Genomic DNA, 25,703 nt, shown 5'->3' on the forward strand with positions numbered 1-25,703 from the left:
TTTTCCCTGTGAAACCGCGGCGCGTCCATCGCGGGCAAGCCACGCTCCCACAGGTTTCGGGTGTATTGTCTATGCTTACCTCTCATGTATTGATGACGAGGGTTTTATGGACGATCCAGTCGACAACAAGCCACCAACCTTCTGGCAAATGCTGCACAGCGTCATGGCCGCGGCGTTCGGGGTGCAAAGCGGGAAAAACCGGGCGCGTGACTTCACTCACGGTAAGCCGAGTCATTTCGTGATTCTGGGGATTCTGTTCACGGCAGTGTTCGCGTTGACACTGTTTGGCATCGTCAAACTGGTGTTGCACCTGGCGGGTATCTGAACCGACTCAGTGCATCAGGGCTTGCAGACTGAACGGGTAGCGCCAGGACGCCGGCTGCCCCTTGGCCGAGAGTTTCTGGAAATCCACACCGTAATCCTGAGTGGTGCTCAAAGCCAGCAATCGCCTGGCTTGTGCGTGATCGATCAGCTGCAACAACGGAACCTGCCGGTCGCGCCCACCATACTGGCTGACATCCACCCCCTGGTCGTAGTCATGCAACTGCACCAGCGCCCAACCACCCAGAGTGAAGTGGCCGCCCAACAGCACACTCAACCGCCCATCCAACAGCGCCTGTAACGCGGCCGGTGAATTGTTGATGGCGCTGAATAGCGCGTCCTTGCCGGGCTGGCCTCCGGTTTCGGCATAAGCCTGCATGGCGCCAAAGGCCATTTCATCGTTGGCCGACCAGACCAGCGACGTTTGCGGATAACGCTTGAACAACAACCTGGCCTGTTCATAGGCGCGCTCGCGGGTCCAGCTGCCATAGACCAACTGGCGCAACCGCACTTCAGGGTGTTCGGCCAATGCCCGCATCATGCCCTTCTCACGCTGTTGCGCGGCTGGCGTGATCTTCAGGCCGGAAAAGGCCAGCAGATCAATGACCTGACCGGGCGCGACCGGGCGATGCAGGCGAATCAGCTGCTTGAGCATCAAGTAGCCGCCCTCCTCATTGTTGGGCACCAGGCTGCCCAACCAGTCGGAATACTTGTCCGGCTGAGCGCCGAGTAGGCGCATCTGGTCTGCGGTCAGGCCGTTGTTGACCAAAAACAGCTTCACACCGCTGCCTTGAGCCAGACGCAGGATTTCGGGCGCAACGTACAGTTCGTTGACGAACACCAGATAGTCCGGTCGATTCGGCCCTTGCAGAGCCTCGCGGGCCTGCTTGAGTGTGGTTTCAGCGTTTCGCTCGGAATACTGGATGTGCAAATCCATGCCCAGGTCCTTGGCCGCGGCCTGCATGAATTGCGAGTAACTGACCCAGAACGTCTCCTGGGTGGTCCCTGGATTGAGGAACAATACGGACGCCGCCTGGACACATGGTCCCCAGACCATACCCAGCGCCAGCACTGCACCACAGAAGAACTTCAACATTGATCGTCCGAGCCCCCGGAAATTCGCCGCGCATTATAGCCAGCGAGCCTCCGTAAAACGGCGATTTTTCCGGTTTTTGTCAGACAATCGTCGGAACCGGGCCCGGACGGGGTCGTTTACTGATGGCTGACCCAGAAAACCGCCGTCCCCACGACCAGAATGATCAGGAACAAAATTGCCCAGGCATCAACAGTACTATCGCTTTTCCGTGCTTTGGTTGGGTTGCTCATTGCATCGCCTCTTGTCGGTTTTATCGGTGATTGCATAAAGACTCGAGCAGAGTAAAGACGACGATTGCCCGCACCACAAACAAGGGCTTTGCAACAACGATTCTCATTAGGCGATTTGGTTCTTTACATATGCTCAAACATCACTTTTACGCATAACTGCAAACTGGTATCTTGCCCCAGCTCCGTAGGGAGTGCGCGGCCGTGCGCGCAGAATTGCCGAGGTTTTATCGGACGCCAGCAAGCCAAAAAACGCCGCTGTTTCCGACCGGCCCAAGCCTGAGAACAGGACTTATATGTACGTATACGACGAATACGATCAGCGGATCATCGAGGACCGCGTAAAGCAGTTCCGTGATCAGACCCGACGCTATCTGGCAGGCGAGCTGAGCGAAGAAGAATTCCGCCCCCTGCGCCTGCAAAATGGCCTTTATATCCAGCGTTTCGCGCCTATGTTGCGAGTCGCCGTGCCTTACGGCCAGCTGACTTCGCGCCAGGTGCGAATGATGGCCAAAATTGCCCGTGACTACGACAAGGGCTACGCCCACATCAGTACCCGGCAGAACGTGCAGTTCAACTGGCCGGCCGTGGAAGACATTCCAGACATTCTCGCTGAACTGGCCACCGTGCAGATGCACGCGATCCAGACCAGCGGCAACTGCCTGCGCAACGTCACCACCGACCAGTTCGCCGGTGTCGCCTTCGATGAGCTGATCGACCCGCGCCCATGGTGCGAGATCGTCCGCCAGTGGACCACGTTCCACCCGGAATTCGCTTATCTGCCGCGCAAGTTCAAGATCGCCGTCAACGGTTCTACCTCCGACCGCGCCGCCATCGAAGTCCACGACATTGGCCTTGAGCCGGTGCACAACGCCGCCGGCGAACTGGGTTTCCGCGTGCTGGTCGGTGGTGGCCTTGGCCGTACGCCGGTCGTGGGCGCGTTCATCAATGAATTCCTGCCGTGGCAAGACCTGTTGAGCTACCTCGACGCCATCCTGCGGGTCTACAACCGCTATGGCCGTCGCGACAACAAGTACAAGGCGCGGATCAAGATTCTGGTGAAAGCGCTGACGCCTGAAGTCTTCGCACAGAAAGTCGACGCGGAAATGGAACACCTTCGCGGTGGCCAGACCACCTTGACCGAAGCCGAAGTGCAGCGCGTCGCCAAGCATTTCGTCGACCCGGACTACAAGGCGCTGGAAAACCAGGCCGCCGCCCTGGCCGAGCTCGACCAGCAGCATCCGGGCTTTGCCCGCTGGCGCGTGCGCAATACCCTGGCCCACAAGAAGCCGGGTTATGTCGCCGTGACCCTGTCCCTGAAGCCGACCGGCGTTGCACCGGGCGACATCACCGACAAACAGCTCGACGCCGTGGCCGACCTGGCCGACCGTTACAGTTTCGGTCAACTGCGCACTTCCCACGAGCAGAACATCATCCTGGCCGACGTTGAACAGAGCCAGCTGTTCGCCATGTGGGGCGAGTTGCGTGAGCAAGGTTTCGCCACGCCGAACATCGGTTTGCTGACCGACATCATCTGCTGCCCGGGTGGCGACTTCTGCTCCCTGGCCAACGCCAAGTCGATCCCGATCGCCGAATCGATCCAGCGCCGTTTCGACGACCTGGACTACCTGTTCGACATCGGCGAACTGGACCTGAACATCTCCGGTTGCATGAACGCCTGTGGTCACCACCACGTCGGTCACATCGGCATCCTCGGGGTGGACAAGAAAGGCGAAGAGTTCTATCAGGTTTCCCTCGGCGGCAGCGCCAGCCGTGACGCCAGCCTGGGCAAGATCCTCGGCCCGTCCTTTGCCCAGGAAGCCATGCCTGACGTGATCGAAAAGCTGATCGACGTGTACATTGAACAACGTACCGAAGACGAGCGCTTCATCGACACCTATCAGCGTATTGGCATCGACCTCTTCAAGGAGCGTGTCTATGCAGCGAATCATTAAGAACAACGAGGTCGTCGACGAGACCTGGCACCTGCTGCCCAAGGATTTCAACATCGACCAGATCAGCAACTGTGACGATCTCATCGTGCCGTTGCAGCTGTGGCGCGAACACAGCCGTATGCTCCTGGCCCGCGATGGCGGCCTGGGCATCTGGCTGGACGCCGATGAAGAGGCCGAGGAAATCGGTGAAGACGTGGCGCAGTTCCAGGTCATCGCCCTGAACTTCCCGGCCTTCACCGATGGCCGCAACTACTCCAACGCCCGCCTGCTGCGTGACCGTTATGGTTTCAAGGGCGAACTGCGGGCAATTGGTGATGTGCTGCGCGATCAGTTGTTCTACATGCACCGCTGTGGTTTCGATGCGTTCGCCATTCGCCCCGACAAAGATCCGCACGAAGCCCTGGAAGGTCTCAAGGACTTCTCGGTGAGCTATCAGGCAGCGACCGACGAACCGCTGCCGCTGTTCCGTCGCCGTTGATGTCCCAGGCCTTGAACTCTTTGCTGGGTTCAAGGCCGTCCTCCAGGCCTGTTCGGTGATCACCGGCAACGGCCGCCCCATCGTTACCCAATCGCGGTAAAGCCTGGCTCGATCATCAAAATCGCGGAAAATCCGCGGTTTGATTTTTTGCAGGTGCCCGCTAAAGGCTTACCAGAAGCGTTGCTGAGTCAAGCGGCTCCACCAGCTCAGTAGCACCCGATCGACCGAGCCGCTGGCGGCAATGCCAATGCGCTCTGGCAGGCTTTTGCGTTCGGTGTAATGCAAGTGATAGAGCTCGGACTGCCTGGCCCGCTCGGCGAGGTATTCATCGCTGGTCTTGAGTTCGTCGACCAGATGCTTGTCCAGCGCCGCGACGCCAAGCCAGATTTCACCGGTGGCCACTTCGTCGATAGCCAGTTGCGGGCGATAGCGCGACACGAAGTTCTTGAACAGTTGATGGGTGATGTCCAGATCCTGCTGGAACTTCTCCCGCCCCTTCTCGGTGTTTTCACCAAACACGGTCAGGGTGCGCTTGTATTCACCGGCGGTCAGCACTTCGAAATCGATGTCGTGCTTTTTCAGCAGGCGATTGACGTTGGGCAACTGCGCCACCACGCCAATCGAGCCGAGGATCGCGAAGGGTGCGCTGATGATCTTCTGGCCGATGCACGCCATCATGTAGCCGCCACTGGCCGCGACCTTGTCGATGCACACGGTCAAGGGCACGCCGGCTTCGCGGATGCGTGCCAGTTGCGAAGAAGCCAGGCCGTAGCTGTGAACCATGCCGCCGCCGCTTTCCAGGCGCAGCACCACTTCGTCCTTCGGCGTGGCAAGGGTCAGCAAGGCTGTGATTTCGTGGCGCAGGCTTTCGGTGGCTGAAGCCTTGATATCGCCGTTGAAATCCAGCACGAACACCCGGGATTTGGCCTCGGTTTTGTTCTTCTGTTTCTTGTCGGTTTTAGCCTGCGTCTTGCGCAAGGCCTTGAGCTGGTCCTTGTCGAGCAAGGTTTGCTCCAGGCGCTCGCGCAGCCCTTTGTAGAAATCATTGAGCTTGCTGACCTGCAACTGGCCGGAGGATTTGCGCCGCCCTTTGCTGCGCAAGGCCGCAAAGCTGGCCAGGACCACCAGAATGGCGATCACCAGGGTCACGGTCTTGGCCAGGAAAACGGCGTACTCGGAAAAAAACTCCACAGGGACTCCTTAAACGTTGCGCGGCATGCAAGCGCGCGGGATACCACCAGCATACCCATGCGCCGCCCTTGCGACCAGTCGTGAAACCTCTGGCAACAGGCCTGTAACGGGCATTTCAAACAAGCGTATGTTTTTTCATTGACAGTACACCGCCATCCTCATAACCTCGCCAAACCTTCAACGCACCGGGATGACGCGGACGTGGGCAGCATCTATTTGATTCGACATGGCCAGGCTTCTTTTGGTGCGGACGACTACGACGTCCTGTCGCCGACCGGCATTCGACAGGCTGAAATCCTTGGCCGGCACCTGGCCGAACTCGGTATCAGCTTCGACCGCTGCCTGGCGGGCGACCTGCGCCGCCAGCAGCACACGGCCAACAGCGCGCTGGAACAATTCGCCGCGGTGGGCCTGCCGGTGCCGATCCTGGAAACCGATTCCGCCTTCAACGAGTTCGACGCCGATGCGGTGATCCGCGCGCTGTTGCCGGCCATGCTGCCGGACGAACCCGAAGCCCTGAACATCCTGCGCAACGCCGCGCAAAACCGTGGTGAGTTCCAGCGTATCTTCGCCCTGATCATCGAACGCTGGCTCGCCGGCACCTTTGACACACCGGGCCTGGAAAGCTGGCTGGGCTTTGTCGAGCGGGTGCAGGCCGGTCTGCACCGCATCCTCGACCAAGCCGACAACACCCAGAAAATCGCCGTGTTCACCTCCGGCGGCACCATCACCGCCCTGCTCCACCTGATTACGCAAATGCCTGCCCGGCAGGCCTTTGAATTGAACTGGCAAATCGTCAACACCTCGCTCAACCAGCTTAAGTTTCGTGGTCGCGAGGTAGCCCTGGCTTCCTTCAACGCTCATGCGCACCTGCAACTGTTGAAGGCCCCGGAACTCATCACGTTTCGCTGAGTCCGGACTATTGTGACCCTGGCTGTAATCACCCAGCTCTCATTACCCAAGAAAGGATCGAACCATGACCTCCGTAGCAGACGCCGTACAAGCAATGAAAGCCAAGTTCAATCCAGCCGCTGCTGCCGGTCTGGACCTGGTCTTCGGTTTCCGCATCGACGACACCAAGAACTTCTCGCTGATCGTCAAGGACCAGACCTGCGAACTGCAGGAAGGCGAGAACCCGGACGCCCAGGTGACCCTGGTGATGGACGGCGAAACTCTGGAAGGCATCGTCGACGGTTCGACTGACGGCATGCAAGCGTTCATGGGCGGCAAACTGCGCGCTGAAGGCGACATGATGCTGGCGATGAAACTGTCCGAACTGTTCCCGTCGTAAGCACCGGGCTCCCGAGCTTCGGGAGCGTGCAGGGCTGCAAACGAATCCCGCCCTTAGTGGCGGGATTCGTCGTTTTTGCCCCCTCGCCACAGGTTCGGCGGTGCTCTTACAATGTCGGCACTCCCCACACCGGCCGCCCCATGGACATCGACCTCGCCCGCACCTTCCTCGAAATCGTCCGCCATGGCAGCCTGGCTGCCGCCGCGGAAAAGCTCCATGTCACCCAGACCGCGATCACCGCGCGGGTGCAGAAACTCGAAAGCCAACTGGGCAGCACCCTGTTCGTGCGCAATCGTGCCGGCGCCCGTCTGACACCCAACGGTGAAGCCTTCGTGGTGTATGCCAATCAACTGGTGCAAACCTGGGAAGCCGCGCGGCGTGATCTGCCATTGCCCGAGGGTTATCGCGATGTGCTGCACATCGGTGGCGAGGTGAGTCTGTGTAATCCGCTGATGCTCGGCTGGGCCGGCGAAATCCGCAAGAACATTCCCAGCCACGCCTTGCGCATGGAAATCCGTGACGGTGAAAACCTGCTGCGTCAGCTGGAGCTGGGCGTTCTGGATGCCGCGCTGGTGTATCAGCCCGAGTATTGGCCGCGTCTGCAGGTCGAGCAGATTCTCGAAGAAAAGCTGATTCTCGTGCGCCTGGCCGGCAAGCCAGATCCTTATGTGTACATCGATTGGGGCGCTGACTTCCGACGCCAGCACGACGCCGCCCTGCCGGAAAAAGCCAAGGCTGCGCTGAGCTTCAATCTTGGCCCGCTGGGCCTGCAGTACCTTCTCGAAAACGGCGGCAGCGGCTACTTCCGCACCCGCGTCGTGCAGAGTTATCTGGATAGTGGCGCCCTGGAACGGGTGCCCAAGGCGCCGGAATTCAACTACCCGACCTATCTGGTCTATTCGCGCGATCGTGACTCGCCGACACTGCAACGCGCCTTCTACCTGCTGCGCGAGTTTATCGACTCCGACGAAGACTGGTCGCAACGCTGGGACCCGCTGACCTGAAACCGGTTTGCACCGGATCATGGCCGTTGTGTCCTCAAGGTTCGGTCCGTCAAATCACCGGGATCGGCTAATCTGAAAAAGATAACAATAACGACAGGTGATTGCAGTGAGGCAGACCACCGAAGGATTCCGCAGCCGTTACCGCGCCGACATTCATCCGCTCTACAACCCTTGGCTGCACGGCGCTTTTGTCCTGTTGTTCGGGGCGCTGGCGATCAGCGCTTTCTGGAGCACCGTACATCAGGTGCGGCCAACAGAATGGCTGGCGGTGCCCGTCACGCTGCTGCTGTTCAACCTCGGCGTGTATATGGTGCATCGCCACCTGGGTCATCATAGAAAGGGTTTCGCCCGGCTGTTTTATGCCCGCCACGCCGGCGACCACCACAGCTTTTTCACCCCGGGCCACATGACCTACGACAGCGCCCGCGACTGGCGGGTGATACTGTTTCCGGCATGGCTGATCGTGCTGCATACCCTCGCCGTCGCCCTGCCCCTCTGGTGGCTGCTCAAGCACATCAATACCAACATCGCCGGATTGGCCGGCGGCCTTCTTGTCCTCGGTTACCTGGCTTATGAAGTGTTTCATGCCTGCGAGCACCTGCCGTCGCGCAACCCGGTCACACGACTGCCGTGGATCCGCCAGATGCGCCGACTGCACGAGTTGCATCACCGCCGCGAACTGATGCAGGAGCGTAATTTCAACATCGTTTTCCCGCTGATGGACTATCTGTTCGGCACCCTCTATTGGGAGCCGGAACCTGCGCCATTGAACCTGACGAGAACACCCATGACCCGCATGCAGCATCAGATTGTCATTGCCGGAAACCCGATCGATGTACTGGCCTACGCCAGCACCGTGACCCTTTGGCCGCAATGGCATCCGTCGTCGCTGCATATCGATGGGCCAAAAGGCCCGTTACATGCCGGCGCACGTTTCGAAGAGGACATCCGCGCTGGTGGCCGCGACGGACACTTGCGCTGGGAGGTAGCGGAGTACCTGCCCGGACGGCGCTGGAGCGCCCGGGCCCAGGGTGATCATGGCCTGTCGCTGGTGGTGACCTATGCATGCGATGCCGAGGGCAACGACTCACGTTTCGTCCGCACCCTGGAATATCAATTCAGCGGCCTGGCGATGCGGATAGCCAACCGGTTGCTGCTCAAGCGCCGCATCGATCGGGAATCGGCGGCGTCGATGCTGGCATTGCGCGACATGGCGCAGAAGTATTTGACGGCGACAGGAGTCGGCGCGTGAGCAGAGCCTTCAAATGCCTGTTGCTGGTCATCGTCGCCGTCGGTGCCTTCCTGCTACTGATGCCCACCAAGGTGCGGCCGGTGGCCTGGACACCACAACCCGCACCGCCCCTCGACAGCGGAATCTACGCCGACAATCAGCGACTCAAGGACGTGGAACGCGTGGGTGCCGCAAACATCGACGGGCCGGAAGCCCTGTTGCTGGAAAACGACACACTCATCACCGGCCTGCACGACGGTCGCCTGATCCGCACCAGCCTGGATGGCAAGACCACCAAAGTCCTGGCCGTTACCGGAGGCCGGCCATTGGGTCTGGCCCGTCATCCCAATGGTCTGCTGGTGATCGCCGATGCGGTCAAAGGCTTGTTGTCCCTCGATGCCCAAGGTCGCCTGGTGGCCCTGGCCACAGAGGCCGGCGGCGCTCCCTTCGGTTTTACCGATGATGTGGCGATCGACAAACCGGGTCACTACGCCTATTTCAGCGATGCTTCGAGCCGGTTCGGCTATGGCCACGACGGTGAGGCCGTAATCGAACATGGTGGTGACGGTCGCCTGCTGCGTTACGACTTCCAGACCGGCAAGACGTCGGTTGTGCTGGATAAGCTGGAGTTTGCCAACGGCGTGACCCTGGGGCCGGACGATGCTTATGTGCTGGTCAATGAAACCGGCGCCTACCGCATCAGCCGTTACTGGCTCAGCGGCCCCAAGGCCGGCACCCATGACCTGTTCATCGACAACCTGCCAGGGCTGCCGGACAACCTGTCGTTCAATGGCCGCGACCGCTTCTGGGTGGCCCTGTATGCCCCCCGAAACGCCTTGCTCGATGGCACGGCGGCCCATCCGTTCGTGCGCAAGATGATCGTGCGAGCCATGACCGTATTGCCCAAGCCCGTGGAAAAACGCGGGTTTGCCCTGGGCCTGGACCTTGAGGGCAAAGTGATCGCCAACCTGCAGAACGGCAGCCGCGACAACTACTCGCCCATCACCACGGTGCGCGAGTATGGAGACTGGCTGTATTTCGGTTCACTGAAAGCGCAGAACATGGTGCGATTGCCGTTGAGCAAGGCATTGCAATGAGCAGGCCCCCTTCCTGAATTCTCCGCAAAACCCATGTGGGAGCGAGCTTGCTCGCGATGACTGAGGCACATTCAATATCACTGCTGACTGACCCTCCGCTATCGCGAGCAAGCTCGCTCCCACAGGGACAGCATTCAGTTCACCGGAAAACTCGGGATGGGTCATGAGGCACCTCGTTGAGAGCCATAACATTGGTCTCTGAGCATTCGAGGTGCCGGTTCTGGTTGCCGTTCCAGCCGTTCAGCCACAGGTCATCGGTGGCAGGCTGGTGGGTCAGGACGACGAGCCAAGTTGCCTGACGATCTTGTCCTTGACCTGCAAACGCACCTCCTTGAGCCTCCTTACCATGTCATCGTTGGACTTGGCCTCCTCTGCTTTCACCACTTCGGCATCCGCCTGGGAATACTTGTTAAGCAGTGAATCCAGTAACGGATCCTTGGTGCGTTTCTGCTGGATTTCTTCCTTTGAACGTTTCAGATCCTGATAAAGGTCATGGGGCACCGGCATGGAACACCTCCGTTTGTTGATCGGCAGCGAATCGCGATCAATTGCGTTCACCAACTATCAGAATGGCCTCGGTCAGCCCGTTCTGTCGACCACCTGTCAGACCAGCGGTGTCCGTTCGTCGTCCTGTCGCCAACCTGATAACACCTTGCCTGCGCCCACACCTCCACCGGTTTCAGCCGTTAAGCACCGTGCGCACCATTTGCCTGAGTGCTTCGGGATTGTAGGGTTTGCTCAGCAGGTGGGTGTCGGGGCTGAGCTGGTGATTGCGCGAGATGATGTCGCGGGTATGCCCCGAGGTGAACAGTACGGCTACCGGTGGTTCCTGCACCTTCGCCCAGGCCGCCAGGTCCGAACTCTTGATCAGGCCGGGCATGACCACGTCGGTGAATATCAGGTCCACCGCCAACCCTTCCAGCAACATTTGCATGGCAACGTCACCGTTGGTGGCCGTGAGGATCTGATAGCCCTCTTCGCGCAACAACTCCACCACCGACCCCCGTACAGCCTCATTGTCTTCGACCACCAGGATGCGTTCGTGCCCACCCCGTTGCGGCACGTCAGGGCTCAGCGTTTCGCTGGGTGGCGCGCGCAAGGTGCGCGGGAAGTACAACTGCACCCGAGTCCCCTGCCCGACGCCGCTGGCAATTTCGATATGACCGCCGCTCTGTTTGACGAAACCAAACACCATGCTCAAGCCCAATCCGGTGCCCTGCCCGTCGGCCTTGGTGGTGAAGAACGGCTCGAACGCCTGGGCCAGCACCTGCGGCGGCATGCCGACGCCGGTGTCCGCCACGGACACCCGCACATAGTCCCCGGCGGCAATACCTTTTCCCGCGCAAAATTCGCGATCAAGGACGATGTTTTCCGCGCAAATGTCAATCCTGCCCTCGCCTTGAAGGGCGTCACGGGCATTGATCGCCAGATTGAGAATGGCGTTTTCCAGTTGATTACGATCGACAAACACATTCCACGAATCTTCGGGGGCCGTCATGTGCACCTGAAGGGTTTCACCCAAGGCACGCAGCAACAACTCCGCCAGGCCATCGAAAATCTGCCGCAGTGTGAAGACCGCAGGCGATAACGGTTGGCGACGGGCGAATGCAAGCAATTGCGAGGACAGCTTGGCACCGCGCTCGACGGCGGCAATCGACGCCGCGACCCGGCGCTGCACATTGGTGTTACCCGGCTCATGCCGCGCGAGCAGGTGCAGGTTGCCGGCGATCACTTGCAACAGGTTGTTGAAGTCATGGGCCACGCCACCAGTGAGGCCGCCGATGGCTTCGAGTTTCTGTGACTGGCGCAGTTGTTCTTCCGCCGCCAGACGCGCCTCCACCTCATCAGCCACCCGCTGTTCCAGGTTACGGGTGAACTTGAGCAGGGACTCTTCGGCGATCTTGCGTTCGTGAATATCGATCAGCACACCAGGGAAACGAAACGCCTCGCCTTGCTCATCGAATTCGCAGCAACCGCTGGCGAGCACCCAGAAGTAACTGCCGTCGGGACGCTGGATCCGGTACTCGACGTTGTAGGGTTCGCCAGTCTCGACCGACAGCGTGACCCGTTCCTGGACCCAGCTACGGTCGTCCGGATGGGTCCGCCCTTTGGCGATTTCCTGTGACAGGTTGCTCAGGTCATGCCCGGGTGGATAAGAGAACGTGCGAGCGAATCGCTCATCACCCGACAACACGTTGGTCTTGATGTCCCAGACAAAGGAACCGAGCAAGGCACCGGCGTTCAATGCCAGGCGCACCCGCTCGTTATCCGCACGATAAGCGTCTTCAGCCAGTTGTCGCCGGCGCTCGGATATCACCCGCTCCGTGGTTTCCACAACCATGGACATGACCCCGGCCGGACGTCCGTCATCGTCAGCCACCGGGCTGTAGTAGAGGTCCATCCAGACATCTTCCGGAACCCCGTCACGCAGCAGCACCATTTCTTTGTTGCGATAGGACAAGGTGCCGCCCGCCAGGCAGGCGTCGACCACGTGGCGATTGAATTCGGCGACTTCTGGCCAACCCAGCTCCACCGTAGACCCCAACAGGTACGGATGACGCCCGCCGGCAAACCTGGAGTAAGCGTCGTTATAGATCATGTACCCGGACTGGCCCCAGAGCATCACCATCGGCAGCGGGGACGCGAGCATCAACTGCACCGCACTGCTCAGGCTTTTGGACCATGAGTCGAGTGGGCCAAGTTCGGTCTGGCTCCAGTCGAACGCACGAATGCGCCCGGCCATTTCGCCGTTCCACCCGGAGCACCCGTGGCTATCCTCTAGAAACTGCATCGGCTGGCTCTATCCCGGTAAGTTGCACCCGTTTGTTTCGAGCATCCTGCGCGTTATTCGTTTCATAGAGGTATAGCTGATTCTCGCGGGCCTTTGCAGAATCCTTGTAGGAGCGAGCCTGCTCGCGATAGCGGTGCGTCAGACGACATCCAAGTCGACTGTACCGTCGTTATCGCGAGCAGKCTCGCTCCTACAGTTTGGTGTTCAGAGGGGTCTAGACCTCGATCAAATGCTTGAGCGGGTTGTAACTGCTTTTCAGGGTGGCCGCGACGTCGAGGATCGCCTTCTCGATGCCATTCAAATGCATGCAGGTCAGTTCGATGGCCGCGCTCTGGTTGCCCGCTTCGATGTACTCGATCAGCCGCAGGTGTTCGTCGTCGCGGCAGGCCTCGTGGCTGTCGTCATCCAGTGCGGCGGCATACAGCGACGCCCGGGAAATCAGCTTCTGGAACCAGTCGAGCAACACCGGGTTGTTCAGGCTGCGGGCCAGCTTGATGTGGAACTCGCCGAGCAGGTGAATCAGCCGTTCGTGATCACCGCTCTGATGCGCTTCATCTTCCAGCAGCAAATGATCGCGCAGGTCCTGGGTCACCGCCGTATCGCGACGACGGCACAGTTCGCTGACGATACCGATCTCGATCAGACGCCGGGTTTCGAACAACGAGCGGATCTCTTCGTCACTCGGCAACGACACCGACGCACCTTTATTGGGCTCGGTGGTGACCAGTCCATCGGCTTCCAGTTGCTTGAGCGCGGCCCGAACGGACGTGCGGCTGACATTGAATAGCTCGGCCAGTGAGGCTTCGCCGAGTTTCATGCCCGGACGCAACGAGCGTTTGCTGATCGCCTCGTAAACCCCTTGGTAGACGCGGTCGACCGTGGTTTCCAGTTTCTTTTCCGTCATTCATCAACTCCTCGCGCCCTGCGCAACCAACCCTGGCGACTGAACAGCCTTTGAAAAAGGGGCTTGCACGGGCAGATTAATCCGGGTATTTCTAAATTGCATCCAGATTTTGCATACAATAATTAGAGGAATGCACCATAATGGGTCATCCAATAGCAATCGAAGTGCGAAACGTCTCAAAGCGATATTCCGACGATCCGGGGCTGGCGCCAGCCCTGGACAACGTCTCGGTCGACATTGCCGACAACGAATTCTTCACCCTGCTCGGCCCCTCTGGCTGTGGCAAAACCACCCTGCTGCGCACCATTGCCGGTTTCGAGCATGTCAGCGACGGAGAGATCCGCCTCGCGGGCGAGCCGGTCAACGATTTGCCGCCGTTCAAGCGTCGGGTCAACACCGTGTTCCAGAGTTACGCGCTGTTTCCGCACATGAGTGTTGCGCAGAATATCGCCTTCGGCCTCGAGATGCAGGGCCTTGATCGCAAACTGATCCCCCAGCGGGTCAATGAGATGCTCGCACTGGTTCAAATGGAGCACCTGGCCAAGCGCAAACCGGCCGAACTGTCCGGCGGGCAACAGCAACGGGTGGCTCTGGCCCGGGCCCTGGCACCGAAACCCAAAGTGCTTTTGCTGGATGAACCGCTGTCGGCCCTGGACCTCAAGCTGCGCAAGGAAATGCAGGTCGAACTCAAGCGTGTGCAGAAAGAAGCCGGGATCACCTTCATTTTCGTCACCCACGATCAGGAAGAAGCGCTGACCCTGTCCGATCGCATCGCCGTGATGTCCGCCGGCAAGATCCTGCAGATCGGCACGCCCAACGAGATCTACGAACGGCCGCAGCATCAGTTCGTCGCGCAATTCATCGGCGACATCAACTTCCTCCCCGGCCACCTCAAACGCGGCCAGCAGAACGAAAAGCTTTTTGTGCCCAACGGCATGCCAGTGGAAATCCCCTGCCCGGCCCAGGGCTTCGACGGTAGCAAGGTGCAACTGGCGTTTCGCCCCGAACGTTCGCAACTGGTCGAGCCGACGCAGCCCCATCACCTGCGCGGCGTGATCGAAGCCGTGCTGTATGTCGGCACGGCCACGCTCTACCAATGCCGCCTGAACAACGACATCAAGGTCATGCTGCGCGAGAACAACGAAGGCCTGAACCACGGCCGGGTGGTGGGTGATCGCGTCGCGGTCAACCTGCCGCCCCATGCCTGCCTGTTGATGGAGGCCTGAGATGAGCGTCAGCAGCACTTCTCCAGCCCTCAACCGTGCGCTGCTGCTCAGCCCGGTGGTCCTGACCCTGCTGGCCCTGATCGCCATTCCGCTGGGCATCATGGGCTACATCAGCCTGTTGCCACGCAACGTCTATGGTGGCGTCGACTGGCAGGCCAACTGGCAATTGCAAAGTTACGTTCAGCTGTTTTTCCAGGAAGGTTTCGACGGTGAACTGGAACTGAACTGGGTCTACGCCCAGGCACTGATCCGCTCGGTGTTCCAGGCCGGTGGCACTACGGTCCTGTGTTTCCTGTTCGGCTTCCCGGTGGCACTGTGGATGTCGAGCCTGACGCCCCGTCGACGCAACCTGATGGTGTTGCTGATCACCATCCCGTTCTGGACCAACCTGCTGATCCGCAACTATGCGTGGCTGATCATCCTGCGCGAACACGGCTGGGTCGCCCAGAGCCTCAACGCGCTGTTGCCGCAAGCCGGGGGCATCACCCTGCTCTACAACGACTTCGCGGTCAGCGTCGGCCTGGTCTACAGCTTCCTGCCGTTCATGATCCTGCCGATCTACTCGACCCTGGAAAAACTCGACTGGCGCCTGGTGGAGGCAGCCTATGACCTGGGTGCCAACCGCTGGCATGCGTTGCGCCGGATCATCCTGCCGCTGTCGATGCCGGGGGTGATCGCCGGGGCCTTGCTGGTGTTCGTACCGAGCCTGGGTGCCTTCATTACCCCGGCAATCCTCGGTGGCGGCAAGACGCTGATGATCGGCAACCTGATCCAGCAACAATTCGGCACCGCGCGCAACTGGCCGCTGGGCAGTTCGCTGTCGTTCCTGTTGCTGGGGATCATGTTGCTGTCCCTGGTGCTCTACGCCCTCTATAGCCGCAATGCCGCCAAAACCCAACGCCCAGGAGCCCGAGCATGATCGCCCTGCACCTGAAGAAACTGCCCCTGACCCGCGAAGTCAGCCTGTTGATGCTGGCCTATCTGTACCTGCCGATTTTCGTGCTGATCGCCTACAGCTTCAACGCCAACCGCTCGGCGACGGTGTGGACCGAGTTCTCGTTCGCCTGGTACGGACGGATCCTGGCCAACCCGTCGATCCAGACCGCGGCGCTGAACTCGATCATCGTCGCCAGCATCGCCACGGTCTGTGCCACAGCCATTGCATTGCTCGCGGCATTGGCAACTTATCGGCCGTTCTACGGGCAGAAAATGGTCGAGGGCGGAATCAACCTGCCACTGATCCTGCCGGAGATCGTCACCGCCGTCGCCACCCTGCTGCTGTTCATGGCGCTGGGGATCAAGCTCGGTTTGCTGACGGTGATCGTCGCCCACATCGGCTTCTGCATTCCCTTCGCTTACCTGCCAATCCGTGCGCGGCTCAACGACCTGGACAAGAGCCTGCTGGAAGCGGCGAACGACCTGTACGCCAACCCCTGGCAGGTGTTTCGTCGGGTGACCTTGCCGCTGCTGTGGCCGGCGGTGCTGTCCGGTTCGGTGCTGGCGTTCGTGGTCAGCCTCGACGATTTCATCATGACTTTCTTCGTCGCAGGTCCCGGTTCGACCACCTTGCCGGTGTACATCTTCTCGGCCATCAAGGCCGGCGTGACGCCGGAGATCAACGCGATCTCGACCCTGATGCTGGTGATATCCATCGTGCTGGTGGTGCTGGCCTTCTGGCTGGGACAGCGCGGCAAACAACAATAAGCCTGGAGCGTTAACAATGATCCTGAAAAGCATGCGTTACGGCGTCGCCGGTCTGGCCCTCAGTTGCTTCACCGTTTTCACCGCCCAGGCCGCCGAGCCCAAGGAACTGTTCTTCTACAACTGGACCGACTACTACCCGGTCGAGTTGCTGGCCAAGTTCGAAAAGGAGACCGGGATCAAGGTCACCATGGACGGCTACGACAGCAACGAAACCCTGCTGGCCAAGTTGCAGGCCGGTGGCGCGGCCTATGACGTGATCGTGCCGTCGCAATCGATCATGCGCACCTTGATCAACCAGGACCTGTTGCTGGAAATCAACGCCTCGGCCCTGCCCAACTTCCAGTACGTAAAACCGGCGTTCCGCGACCCGAGCTTCGACCCGGGGCGCAAGTTCTCGGCGCCGTACCTGTGGGGCACCACCGGGTTTTCCTATGACAGCGCCCGGGTGCCCGGCGGCAAGCTCGACGACTCGTGGAAAGAGTTCTTCGAACCGCGCAAGGAATTGCAAGGCCAGCTCGCGGCCCTCGACACCTCCAGCAGCGTGATCAACGCCGCCAGCCACTACCTGAATGTCGACGAATGCAGCGAGAACCCCCAGGACGCCAAGCGCATCCTCGAACTGCTGCAAAAACAGAAACCCTTCCTGAAGATGTATAGCTCGGACAACACCGTCGACCGCATGGCCTCCGGTGAAGTGATCATGATGCAGAACTGGAACGGTTCTACAGCGCGGGCCACCTTGCAGAAGAGCACCATCAAGTATGTGTATCCGAAGGAAGGCCTGGCGATGTTCCAGGACAACTTCGCGGTACCGAAAAGCGCGCCACACCCCGGCAACGCGAAAATCTTCATCGACTGGATGATGAAACCGGAAAACGCCGCCGCCGTGTCCAACGCCATCGCCTACGCCAATGGCATCCAGAGCGACAAGCTGATCGACGCCAAGTGGCGGGTCATGGACGCCATCAACATGCCCGACGAATTCGCCTCGCGCCTGCGCCCGGAAAAGGAATGCAGCAACAAGGCGCGGGAACTGCAGGACCGCATTTGGGCCAAGCTCAAGGGTTGATTGCCTGACTTGAAACCGAGTCGCGGCCATCGCGAGCAGGCTCGCTCCTACAGGGATTTTGTGACCGCCGAAGATCCACTGTAGGAGCGAGCCTGCTCGCGATGAGGCCCTCTCACACAACACTGAATTTGAGGTTTGTATGACCCAACCCCGCTGGCTGCGCAATGTGCGCCCCTACGGCGCCCCCGCCGAAGACCTGCTGATCGAAAACGGTCGCTTCAGCCAACGCCGCCCGGCCTCGACCACCGAGCTGCTGGTCACCGACATCGACGGCCAGAACCAACTGCTCACCCCCGCCCTGGTGGAAAGCCACGTGCACCTGGACAAGACCCTCTGGGGCCAACCCTGGCGCCCCAACAGCGCTGGCCCGACCCTCAAGGACTACATCACCAACGAACGGCGCATCCTGCGCGAAGTCACAACACCGATTGCGCAACGAGCCGGTGCCCTGCTGGAAAACTGCATCGCCCGTGGCTCGCTGACCATGCGTTGCCACGTCGACATCGACCCGGAATTCGGCCTGCGCCATGTCGAGGCCATGCAGCAACTGCGCGAAAACTACCGCGACCTGATCGACCTGCAACTGGTGGTGTTCCCGCAGACCGGCCTGATCAGTCGCCCCGGCACCGCCGAACTGATGCGCGAAGCCATGGCCCTGGGCGTGGAGAACGTCGGCGGCCTGGACCCGTGCGGCATCGACAACGACCCTGTCGCGCAACTGGATTTCGTGTTCAAACTGGCCAGCGAGTTCGACCGTGGCGTCGACATTCACCTGCACGACAAGGGTGAGCTGGGCCTGTGGCAGATCGCCCTGATCGCCGACTACACAGAGCGCTACGGCCGCCAGGGCCGGGTGATGATCAGCCACGCGTATTGCCTGGGGATGTTGCCGTGGAGCCAGGTCAAACCGATGGCCGAGCGCCTGGCGACGCTGGGTATTTCGCTGATGAGTTCGGCCCCGGCCGATTGTGCGGTGCCACCGTTCCTGGCCTTGCGCGAAACCGGGGTGAATCTGTGCCTGGGCTCGGACGGCATTCGTGATGCCTGGTCGCCCATGGGCAACGGCGACATGCTCGAGCGTGCAATGCTGCTGGCGTTTCGTTTCGACCTGAGCAAGGACGAAGAACTGGCGGCGGCGTTCGCGGCGGCAACCGTCAACGGCGCCCAGGCGCTGGGGTGCGAAGCCAACCGCCTGGAAATCGGCCAACTGGCGGACTTCCTGCTGATGCCGGTGCAAACGCTGGGCGAAGCCGTGGTTTCGCGGCCATTGCGTCAGGTCTATCGTGCGGGTCGATTGATTGCTGCAGGCGGCCGTTTGCTGGACAGCCGTCTGTGAAGCGCATCGGTTTGCGGGCCAGTTGCGTGGTCGGCTTCGACGGCACGCAGCATGTGCTTTGGCGCGACGGCGAAGTGGTGTTCGCAGGCTCACGCATCGAGTTTGTCGGGCGCGGTTATCCGGGGCCGGTAGATCAGTGGGTTGATTACGGTAATGCGCTGATCGGCCCCGGCTTCATCGATCTGGATGCCCTCGGCGATCTCGACTCCACCGTGTTGACCCTGGACAACGGCGACGAGCGCGCCATGGGCCGGATGTGGTCGGCGGAGTATCTGGCGCGTGGATCGCGGGAAAGTTACAGCCCCGAAGAAGAAGTCTTCAAATACCGCTACGCCTTCACGCAACTGATCCGCAACGGCATCACCACGGCCATGCCGATCACCTCGATGTATTACCGCGAGTGGGCCGAGACCTATGACGAGCTTGCGGCGGTGGCCGCAGTGACGGCCGAGTTGGGGCTGCGTACTTACCTCGGTCCCTGCTACATGAGTGGCATGAGTTACTGGCGCACCGATGGAGCCCTGGCGCACCACTGGGACGAAGTCCGGGGCATGGCCGGCCTCGATGCCGCCGAACGGTTTTTCCAGGATTTCGATGGCGCGCACAACGGCCTGACTCGCGGCGCGCTGCTGCCCGATCGTATCCAGACCTGCACGCCGGCGCTGCTGCAGCGCACCGCTGCGCTGAGTCGGGAGCTGAACGCACCGATGCGCTTGCACTGCTGCCAGGGCCTCGGTGAAGTGGCAATGGTCGAGCAACTGCGCGGCACCTCGCCACTGGGCTGGTTGCAGCAGCTTGGGCTGTTGAACCCGCGCAGCCTGCTGCCCCACGGTATCTACACCCGAGGCGATGACGACCTGCAACGGGTGATCGATGGCGGCGCGAGCCTGGTGCATTGCCCGGTGGTGTTTGCCCGGGACGGCGAGGCACTGAATTCGTTTGGCCGCTATCGGGCCAAGGGCATCAACTTCGCCCTGGGCACCGACACCTGGCCGGCGGACTTGCTGGACAACATGCGCCAGGGCTTGAACATCGCCCGCCTTATGGAGGGCGGTAACGACCTGACCAGCACGCTGGACCTGTACAACGCCGCGACCCTCGGCGGCGCCAAGGCGTTGGGCCGCGACGATCTCGGTCGGCTGGCGCCGGGGTGCAAGGCCGACATCACCGTGTTCAACCTGCGCGGCATGCACTTGGGGCCACTATTCGATCCGCTGAAAAACCTTGTGCTGGCCGGACGTGGCGACGACTGCATCGCCAGCTATATCGACGGCCGCTGCGTGATGCACGACGGCCAGGTCGAGGGCATCGACTTCCCCGCCCTGCAACGCCAGGCCCAACGCCAATTCGAAAAACTGATGCGCAGCCACAGCGACCGGGCCTTTGGCCAGCCGGACTGGAAAAGCCTGTTCCAGCCAGCCATCCCGTTCGCCGACAACTACAGCGCACATTCGCCACTGAGCGCGATTGATCCACTTCTCTAGAGATTTCTGCCCATGCAAAGCTTCGACTTCAGCCAATTGAGCCCGCGGGACAAATACAAAATTCTGATCGGCAGCGTCGTGCCGCGGCCGATCGCCCTGGTCACCACCGTCGACGGCGAAGGCCGGATCAATGCGGCGCCGTTCAGCTTTTTCAATGCGCTGTCGGCCGATCCGCCCATCCTCGCCCTGGGCGTGGAAAACTACGGCGACCAAAGCCCCAAGGACACCACCCGCAACATTCAGCTCAACCAGGAATTCACCGTGAACATCGTCAGCGATGCCCTGGTGGAAGCCATGAACGTCTGCGCCGTGCCCTTCGCCCCCGGCTTCGACGAATTGACCGCTGCCGGCCTCACTGCCATCCCCGGCACCACGGTCAAATGCCCGCGCATCGGCGAAGCCCCGGTGGCGCTGGAGTGCCGACGGATGATGGCGCTGTCCATCGGCCAATCCCGGGAGATCATTTTTGGTGAAGTGCTGATGGCCCATGTGCGTGACGAACTGATCGACCCGAAAACCCTGTACATCGATCAACTGGGGCTGGATGCGATCGGACGCATGGGCGGGCATGGCTATGCGCGCACGCGGGATTACTTCGACTTGCCGACGCGGTCGTTGCAGGCCTGGACGGATGCGCCGGGGGGTGGGGAGCGGTTTTGGCCGCTGGCCAAGTAGCACGCAATGACACAACCCTGTAGGAGCGAGCCTGCTCGCGATGGTGGATAACGATAACGCGGGCTTTCTGATTGAACGCGGCGCTCTCAAGTCCATCGCGAGCAAGCTCGCTCCTACAGGGGGAATGTATGTGTCAGTGAAAATCCCGGCTGCGCACGCTGATCCCATCCAGCAACGCACTCAGATCACTCAACCGCCCGGCAATCAGATGCCGCACCTCGCCCTCTTTCTCCCAACGCCCATCGACCTTGAGCAATTGCGAGCCGACCAACACCTGGCGCTGCCGCTCGGCCAGGTCACGCCAGACCACCACATTGACGTTGCCGAACTCATCTTCAAGGGTGACGAACGTCACGCCGCTGGCGGTGGCCGGGCGTTGTCGGCCGGTGACCAGCCCGGCAACGCTGACTGGCCGACCGTGCTCGACGTCCAGCAACTCCTTCGAACTGCGGCAGCGCCGCGCCTTCAACTCAGCGCGTAACAGGGCCAACGGATGCGGCCCCAGGGTGGTGCCGACACTGGCGTAATCGGCTTGCAGGTCCTCGCCCACGGTGGGCTTGGGCAACGTCACCACGTCCTCCTCCTGGCTCGGCAGGCCGGCAAACAAACCCAGCTGCTTTTGTACCCCGGCCACTTCCCAGCGCGCCCGATGCCGGTCACCGGCCAGCCCGCGCAGCGCACCGGCATCGGCCAGTTGCTCCTGGGCGCGGGCATCGAGTCGCGCCCGTTCGCCCAGGTCGGCGATGTCGGCAAACGCGCCTTTGGAGCGGGCCGCCTCGATGCGTCGGGCATCGTCCTCGCGAAAGCCCTTGATCATGCGCAGGCCCAGGCGAATCGCCGGTTGCGCAGCGCTGATCGGTTCCAGGCTGCAATCCCAATCGCTGGCGCGCACGTCCACCGGACGAACCTGCAAATGATGACGCCGAACATCCTGCAGAATCTGGTCCGGGCTGTAGAACCCCATTGGCCAGCTGTTGATCAGCGCACAGGCGAAGGCCGCCGGCTCGTGGCATTTCAACCAGCAACTGGCGTAAGTCAGTAAAGCAAAACTGGCCGCGTGGGACTCGGGAAAACCGTAGCTGCCAAAGCCCTTGATCTGCTCGAAGATCTGCGCGGCGAACTCGGCGGTGTAGCCGTTTTTCTTCATCCCGGCGGCCAGCCTTTCCTTGTGCGGTTCGAGCCCGCCGTGGCGTTTCCACGCGGCCATGGAGCGACGTAGCTGGTCGGCCTCGCCGGGGCTGTAGTCGGCGGCGACGATGGCGATCTGCATGACCTGTTCCTGAAACAGCGGCACACCGAGGGTGCGCTTGAGCACCACTTCCAGTTCCGGCGACGGATAGGCCTCCGGTTCTTCCTTGTTCCGTCGCCGCAGGTACGGATGCACCATGCCGCCCTGGATCGGCCCCGGCCGAACGATGGCGACCTCGATCACCAGATCGTAAAACGTCTTCGGCCTGAGCCTGGGCAGCATCGACATCTGCGCCCGGGACTCGATCTGGAACACGCCGATGGTGTCGGCCCGACCGATCATTTCGTAGGTGGCCGCATCTTCGGACGGGATGGTCGCCAGACTCAAGTCCAGGCCCCGGTGCCGGCGCAGCAGATCGAAACATCGGCGAATCGCACTGAGCATGCCCAGCGCCAGGATATCGACCTTGAGCAAACCGACCGCATCGAGGTCATCCTTGTCCCACTGGATGATGGTGCGCTCGGTCATGGCGGCATTTTCCACCGGCACCAGACTGTCCAGCGGCTGCTCGGAAATCACGAAACCGCCAGGGTGCTGGGACAAATGCCGGGGGAAGCCGATCAATTGCCCTGTCAGGCTCAGCACCCGGTGCAGCATCGGGCTCTCGGGGTCGAACCCGCCCTCGCGCAGACGCTCCACGGGTGGTGTCTCATCGCTCCAGTGACCGCAGCAATCGGCCAGGGCGTTGATCTGGTCCGGCGGCAAGCCCAAGGCCTTGGCCACATCACGCACCGCGCCGGCCGCATGGTAAGTGCTGACTACCGCCGTCAGCGCGGCGCGGGCCCGGCCATAACGCTGGAACACGTACTGCAAGACTTCTTCGCGGCGTTCATGCTCGAAATCGACGTCGATGYCCGGCGGCTCGTTGCGTTCTTTGGACAGAAAGCGCTCGAACAGCAACGTGGTGCGATCCGGATCGATTTCAGTGATGCCCAGGGCAAAACACACCGCCGAGTTGGCGGCAGAACCACGACCCTGACAAAGAATCTGTTGCTGGCGGGCGAAGCGGACGATGTCGTGGACCGTCAGAAAATAGCTTTCATAGCCCAGCTCCGCGATCAGTTGCAGCTCCTTGTCGATCTGCACCAGCACTTCGCTTTTCGGCCCTTTTGGCCAGCGCCACTCGATGCCCTCCTCGGTCAAATGACGCAGCCACGAGGTGGCCGAGTGCCCTTGCGGCACCAGTTTGCGGGGGTACTGGTAACGCAACTGGCCCAGATCAAAGGTGCAGCGCCGGGCGATGTTCAGCGTTTCTGCCAGCGAGGCTGGCGGATAAAGTGCCTGCAGCACGTCGAGGCTGCGCAAATGGCGTTCGCCGTTGGGATGCAGGCGCAACCCGGCATCGGCCACCGGCAGGTGATGGCGGATCGCGGTCATGGTGTCCTGCAAGGCGCGCCGGCCGCGCACGTGCATGTGCACATCGCCGCAAGCGACCGCAGGAATACGCAACTCCCTGGCCAGGGTCAGCAGATCGTCCAGGCGCCGGGCATCGTCCTGACCGCGATGCAACTGCACGGCCAGCCACAGGCGCTCGGCGAAGACCTGCCTGAGCCAGTGGCCCTGTGCAAAGGCATCGACAGCGTCCGGCACCCACAACGCCAACAGCCCCGGCAAGGGTTCGCTGAAGTCCTCGCGCAGCACCTGATACTGGCCTTTCTGCGTGCGACGCCGGGCGCGGGTAATCAATCGGCACAGCCCCTGATAGCCCTCGAGGCTCTCCACCAGCAGCACCAGTTTCGGACCGTTCTCGATGCGTATTTCACTGCCGACGATCAGCGGCAACTCCACGGACTTCGCTGCTTGCCAGGCCCGAACGATGCCCGCCAGGGTGCATTCGTCGGTGATCGCCAGGGCTTGATAACCCTGCTTTTTCGCGCGCTGGAACAGCTCCAGGGCACTGGAGGCACCGCGCTGGAAGCTGAAGTTCGACAGGCAGTGCAATTCGGCATAGTCGCTGCTCATGCGAACCAGCCCTGCAACCACAGCGGGCCGTCCTCACCGACCGCCCGGTAGGCCCAGCCCTGTTGGCCGGCACGGGTTTCGATCAGGTAATAGTCACGGCGCACGTCGTCGCCGTCCCACCAGCCGGACTCGATACGCTCCGGCCCCATGAGGATGCGCGCCGAGCCCTGATGCACGGCCAGCGGCTCAGTCAGCAGCCATCCCGGCCGTTTCACCGCGGCCGGCACCGTGCAAGGCTGGCTGTCGGCACTGGCCTGCCACGCACACTCGGGGCGGTGGTCGGCCTGGAAGCGCAGGCCATGCACCGCGTCATCCCCCAGCCGCGCACGCAGGCGTTCGCGCAGTTGCTCCCAGGGCAAGGACTGCTGCGGACGGTCGTCGAACAGTTCCTGATGCTGGGGCACGAAGGTCGGCAAATCCTCGGCGCGCAGGCGAAAGCCGCGCACCGGCGCCTCGACCTGGACTTGCTCCAGCCGCCCCCGGGCCAGCTCGAAGAGCATCGCCGGATCGCGCTCGGCGCTGAGCAGGCCAACCTTGATGAGTGTGTCCGGCAACCCGGCGTGTTCCAGATGCAGGTCGAAACGCTGTACGCCGCTGTCGCGACCGCAGAGGAACGCCGACAGGTCGCCGGTCAACCGGCGCAACGGAAACAGCAAGGCTTGATGGGACTGCACATCGAAATTGAGCTCGATACGCACATCGAAGCGGTCCGGCGGCAGGTAAAACGTCAGGGCCAGCCGCCGCGAACCGAACAGGGCATCCAGATGCTTGAGCACCTGGGCCTCGAAACGCCGGGCCAGGCTATGCCGGGGCAACGCCTGCACCTGGCTCAAGGTGCGCAAGCCCATGCGCGACAAGGCCGTGGCGACCGAGGCTTCGAGGCCGATCCGGTCGACGGGCATTTGCCCCAGGTGATGCTGCAAGGCTTGATCGTCCGGGACCACCAGACCGTCATAGGCGTTGGCCAGCACCCGCGCCGCCACCGGGTTGGGCGCGGCCACGATGCGGTGCCGAAACCCCAGTTCGCCGAGCTCACGGCGCAGAAGCGCTTCGAATTGCGGCCAGGCGCCGAACAGGCCGAGGCTGGATTCGATCTCGAACACCACGGCCCGGGGGTAATGCACGCTGACCTGGGAACTGAAGCGATAGGCCCAGGCGGCGAGAAACTGCTGCCAGTGTTCGATTTCAGCGGCGTCGTATTCAGCCGTGACAAAGCCTTTGCTCAAGGCCTGTGCCGCGCCCATGGACTGGCCGGGACGCAAACCCAGCGCCCGCGCCGCACCGTTGACGGCCTGCAGCACCCGGCGCTGGGCCGGGCCAGTCAGCAACGCCAGGGGTTCATCGGGATCGGCGCGCTGACGCAGTACCGCGTCCAGCGCCAATTGCGGGAAAACAATGCAGACCCAGCGCAT

22 protein-coding genes are annotated in these 25,703 nt (G+C 61.4%); 15 read left to right on the forward strand and 7 right to left on the reverse strand.

Annotated features, from left to right (window positions below; translation table 11 throughout):
* Positions 1 to 106: 106 nt before the first annotated feature.
* The gene (locus AC1DU9_RS22200) at positions 107 to 325 is read left to right on the forward strand and encodes a DUF2970 domain-containing protein (RefSeq protein ID WP_223462860.1); all 219 of its coding nucleotides are present in this window, start codon (positions 107 to 109) and stop codon (positions 323 to 325) included.
* 6 nt (positions 326 to 331) lie between these two features.
* Here AC1DU9_RS22200 and AC1DU9_RS22205 read toward each other — a convergent pair whose 3' ends face one another.
* Positions 332 to 1,417 carry an ABC transporter substrate-binding protein gene (locus AC1DU9_RS22205; protein WP_223462859.1) on the reverse strand — a complete coding sequence of 362 codons (1,086 nt, stop codon included), beginning with the start codon at positions 1,415 to 1,417 and terminating at the stop codon, positions 332 to 334.
* A 523-nt stretch (positions 1,418 to 1,940) separates the two neighbouring features.
* Here AC1DU9_RS22205 and AC1DU9_RS22210 point away from each other — a divergent pair.
* Both AC1DU9_RS22210 and AC1DU9_RS22215 read left to right on the forward strand, forming a co-directional pair.
* A complete protein-coding gene (locus AC1DU9_RS22210; protein ID WP_223462858.1) occupies positions 1,941 to 3,599 on the forward strand; it encodes a nitrite/sulfite reductase in 1,659 nt (552 codons plus the stop codon).
* Complete coding sequence (locus AC1DU9_RS22215; RefSeq protein ID WP_223462857.1) at positions 3,583 to 4,077, forward strand: DUF934 domain-containing protein; 495 nt, start codon at positions 3,583 to 3,585, stop codon at positions 4,075 to 4,077. Before AC1DU9_RS22210 ends, AC1DU9_RS22215 begins: the two co-directional genes overlap by 17 nt.
* Positions 4,078 to 4,245: 168 nt before the next feature.
* Here AC1DU9_RS22215 and sohB read toward each other — a convergent pair whose 3' ends face one another.
* Positions 4,246 to 5,268 (reverse strand): protease SohB, encoded by a 1,023-nt coding sequence (gene sohB / locus AC1DU9_RS22220; protein WP_223462856.1) that lies wholly within the window; start codon positions 5,266 to 5,268, stop codon positions 4,246 to 4,248.
* Positions 5,269 to 5,469: 201 nt separating this feature from the next.
* On the opposite strand from sohB, the gene AC1DU9_RS22225 reads away from it, so the two are divergent.
* The 5 genes from AC1DU9_RS22225 (at position 5,470) to AC1DU9_RS22245 (ending at position 9,891) form a co-directional block, all read left to right on the forward strand.
* Complete coding sequence (locus AC1DU9_RS22225; protein ID WP_223462855.1) at positions 5,470 to 6,180, forward strand: histidine phosphatase family protein; 711 nt, start codon at positions 5,470 to 5,472, stop codon at positions 6,178 to 6,180.
* Between the two features lie 64 nt (positions 6,181 to 6,244).
* Positions 6,245 to 6,559: an SCP2 sterol-binding domain-containing protein gene (locus tag AC1DU9_RS22230; protein ID WP_015094878.1), complete on the forward strand. Its 315-nt coding sequence runs from the start codon at positions 6,245 to 6,247 to the stop codon at positions 6,557 to 6,559.
* A 140-nt stretch (positions 6,560 to 6,699) separates the two neighbouring features.
* On the forward strand, positions 6,700 to 7,563 hold the full coding sequence (locus AC1DU9_RS22235; protein ID WP_223462854.1) for a LysR family transcriptional regulator: 864 nt from the start codon (positions 6,700 to 6,702) through the stop codon (positions 7,561 to 7,563).
* Between the two features lie 106 nt (positions 7,564 to 7,669).
* Positions 7,670 to 8,815 carry a sterol desaturase/SRPBCC family protein gene (locus AC1DU9_RS22240; RefSeq protein ID WP_223462853.1) on the forward strand — a complete coding sequence of 382 codons (1,146 nt, stop codon included), beginning with the start codon at positions 7,670 to 7,672 and terminating at the stop codon, positions 8,813 to 8,815.
* Positions 8,812 to 9,891 carry an SMP-30/gluconolactonase/LRE family protein gene (locus AC1DU9_RS22245; RefSeq protein WP_223462852.1) on the forward strand — a complete coding sequence of 360 codons (1,080 nt, stop codon included), beginning with the start codon at positions 8,812 to 8,814 and terminating at the stop codon, positions 9,889 to 9,891. The genes AC1DU9_RS22240 and AC1DU9_RS22245 overlap by 4 nt, the downstream gene beginning before the upstream one ends.
* A gap of 273 nt (positions 9,892 to 10,164) precedes the next feature.
* Here the strand turns inward: AC1DU9_RS22245 and AC1DU9_RS22250 are convergent, their stop codons facing one another.
* From AC1DU9_RS22250 to AC1DU9_RS22260, 3 genes are all read right to left on the reverse strand, one after another.
* Positions 10,165 to 10,398 carry a DUF465 domain-containing protein gene (locus tag AC1DU9_RS22250; RefSeq protein ID WP_223462851.1) on the reverse strand — a complete coding sequence of 78 codons (234 nt, stop codon included), beginning with the start codon at positions 10,396 to 10,398 and terminating at the stop codon, positions 10,165 to 10,167.
* 172 nt (positions 10,399 to 10,570) lie between these two features.
* Positions 10,571 to 12,682: a hybrid sensor histidine kinase/response regulator gene (locus tag AC1DU9_RS22255; RefSeq protein WP_223462850.1), complete on the reverse strand. Its 2,112-nt coding sequence runs from the start codon at positions 12,680 to 12,682 to the stop codon at positions 10,571 to 10,573.
* Positions 12,683 to 12,896: 214 nt separating this feature from the next.
* Positions 12,897 to 13,586, reverse strand: coding sequence for a GntR family transcriptional regulator (locus AC1DU9_RS22260; protein WP_007987445.1), 690 nt, complete (start codon positions 13,584 to 13,586; stop codon positions 12,897 to 12,899).
* Positions 13,587 to 13,726: 140 nt separating this feature from the next.
* Between AC1DU9_RS22260 and AC1DU9_RS22265 the strand changes: the two genes are divergently transcribed.
* From AC1DU9_RS22265 to AC1DU9_RS22295, 7 genes are all read left to right on the forward strand, one after another.
* Complete coding sequence (locus AC1DU9_RS22265; RefSeq protein WP_223462849.1) at positions 13,727 to 14,812, forward strand: ABC transporter ATP-binding protein; 1,086 nt, start codon at positions 13,727 to 13,729, stop codon at positions 14,810 to 14,812.
* Position 14,813: 1 nt separating this feature from the next.
* On the forward strand, positions 14,814 to 15,731 hold the full coding sequence (locus tag AC1DU9_RS22270; protein WP_223462848.1) for an ABC transporter permease: 918 nt from the start codon (positions 14,814 to 14,816) through the stop codon (positions 15,729 to 15,731).
* The gene (locus AC1DU9_RS22275; RefSeq protein ID WP_007995935.1) at positions 15,728 to 16,516 is read left to right on the forward strand and encodes an ABC transporter permease; all 789 of its coding nucleotides are present in this window, start codon (positions 15,728 to 15,730) and stop codon (positions 16,514 to 16,516) included. Before AC1DU9_RS22270 ends, AC1DU9_RS22275 begins: the two co-directional genes overlap by 4 nt.
* A 16-nt stretch (positions 16,517 to 16,532) precedes the next feature.
* Entirely contained in the window at positions 16,533 to 17,585 is a 1,053-nt protein-coding gene (locus tag AC1DU9_RS22280) for an extracellular solute-binding protein (RefSeq protein ID WP_223462847.1), read from the forward strand.
* A gap of 139 nt (positions 17,586 to 17,724) precedes the next feature.
* Complete coding sequence (locus tag AC1DU9_RS22285; protein WP_223462846.1) at positions 17,725 to 18,921, forward strand: amidohydrolase family protein; 1,197 nt, start codon at positions 17,725 to 17,727, stop codon at positions 18,919 to 18,921.
* Positions 18,918 to 20,405 carry an amidohydrolase family protein gene (locus AC1DU9_RS22290; protein WP_223462845.1) on the forward strand — a complete coding sequence of 496 codons (1,488 nt, stop codon included), beginning with the start codon at positions 18,918 to 18,920 and terminating at the stop codon, positions 20,403 to 20,405. The genes AC1DU9_RS22285 and AC1DU9_RS22290 overlap by 4 nt, the downstream gene beginning before the upstream one ends.
* Positions 20,406 to 20,417: 12 nt before the next feature.
* On the forward strand, positions 20,418 to 21,080 hold the full coding sequence (locus tag AC1DU9_RS22295; protein WP_150673375.1) for a flavin reductase family protein: 663 nt from the start codon (positions 20,418 to 20,420) through the stop codon (positions 21,078 to 21,080).
* 133 nt (positions 21,081 to 21,213) lie between these two features.
* Here the strand turns inward: AC1DU9_RS22295 and AC1DU9_RS22300 are convergent, their stop codons facing one another.
* A complete protein-coding gene (locus AC1DU9_RS22300; RefSeq protein ID WP_477810792.1) occupies positions 21,214 to 24,312 on the reverse strand; it encodes an error-prone DNA polymerase in 3,099 nt (1,032 codons plus the stop codon).
* Entirely contained in the window at positions 24,288 to 25,703 is a 1,416-nt protein-coding gene (locus AC1DU9_RS22305) for a Y-family DNA polymerase (RefSeq protein WP_223462843.1), read from the reverse strand. The genes AC1DU9_RS22300 and AC1DU9_RS22305 overlap by 25 nt, the downstream gene beginning before the upstream one ends.

Source organism: Pseudomonas sp. P4_C1 (assembly GCF_056402155.1).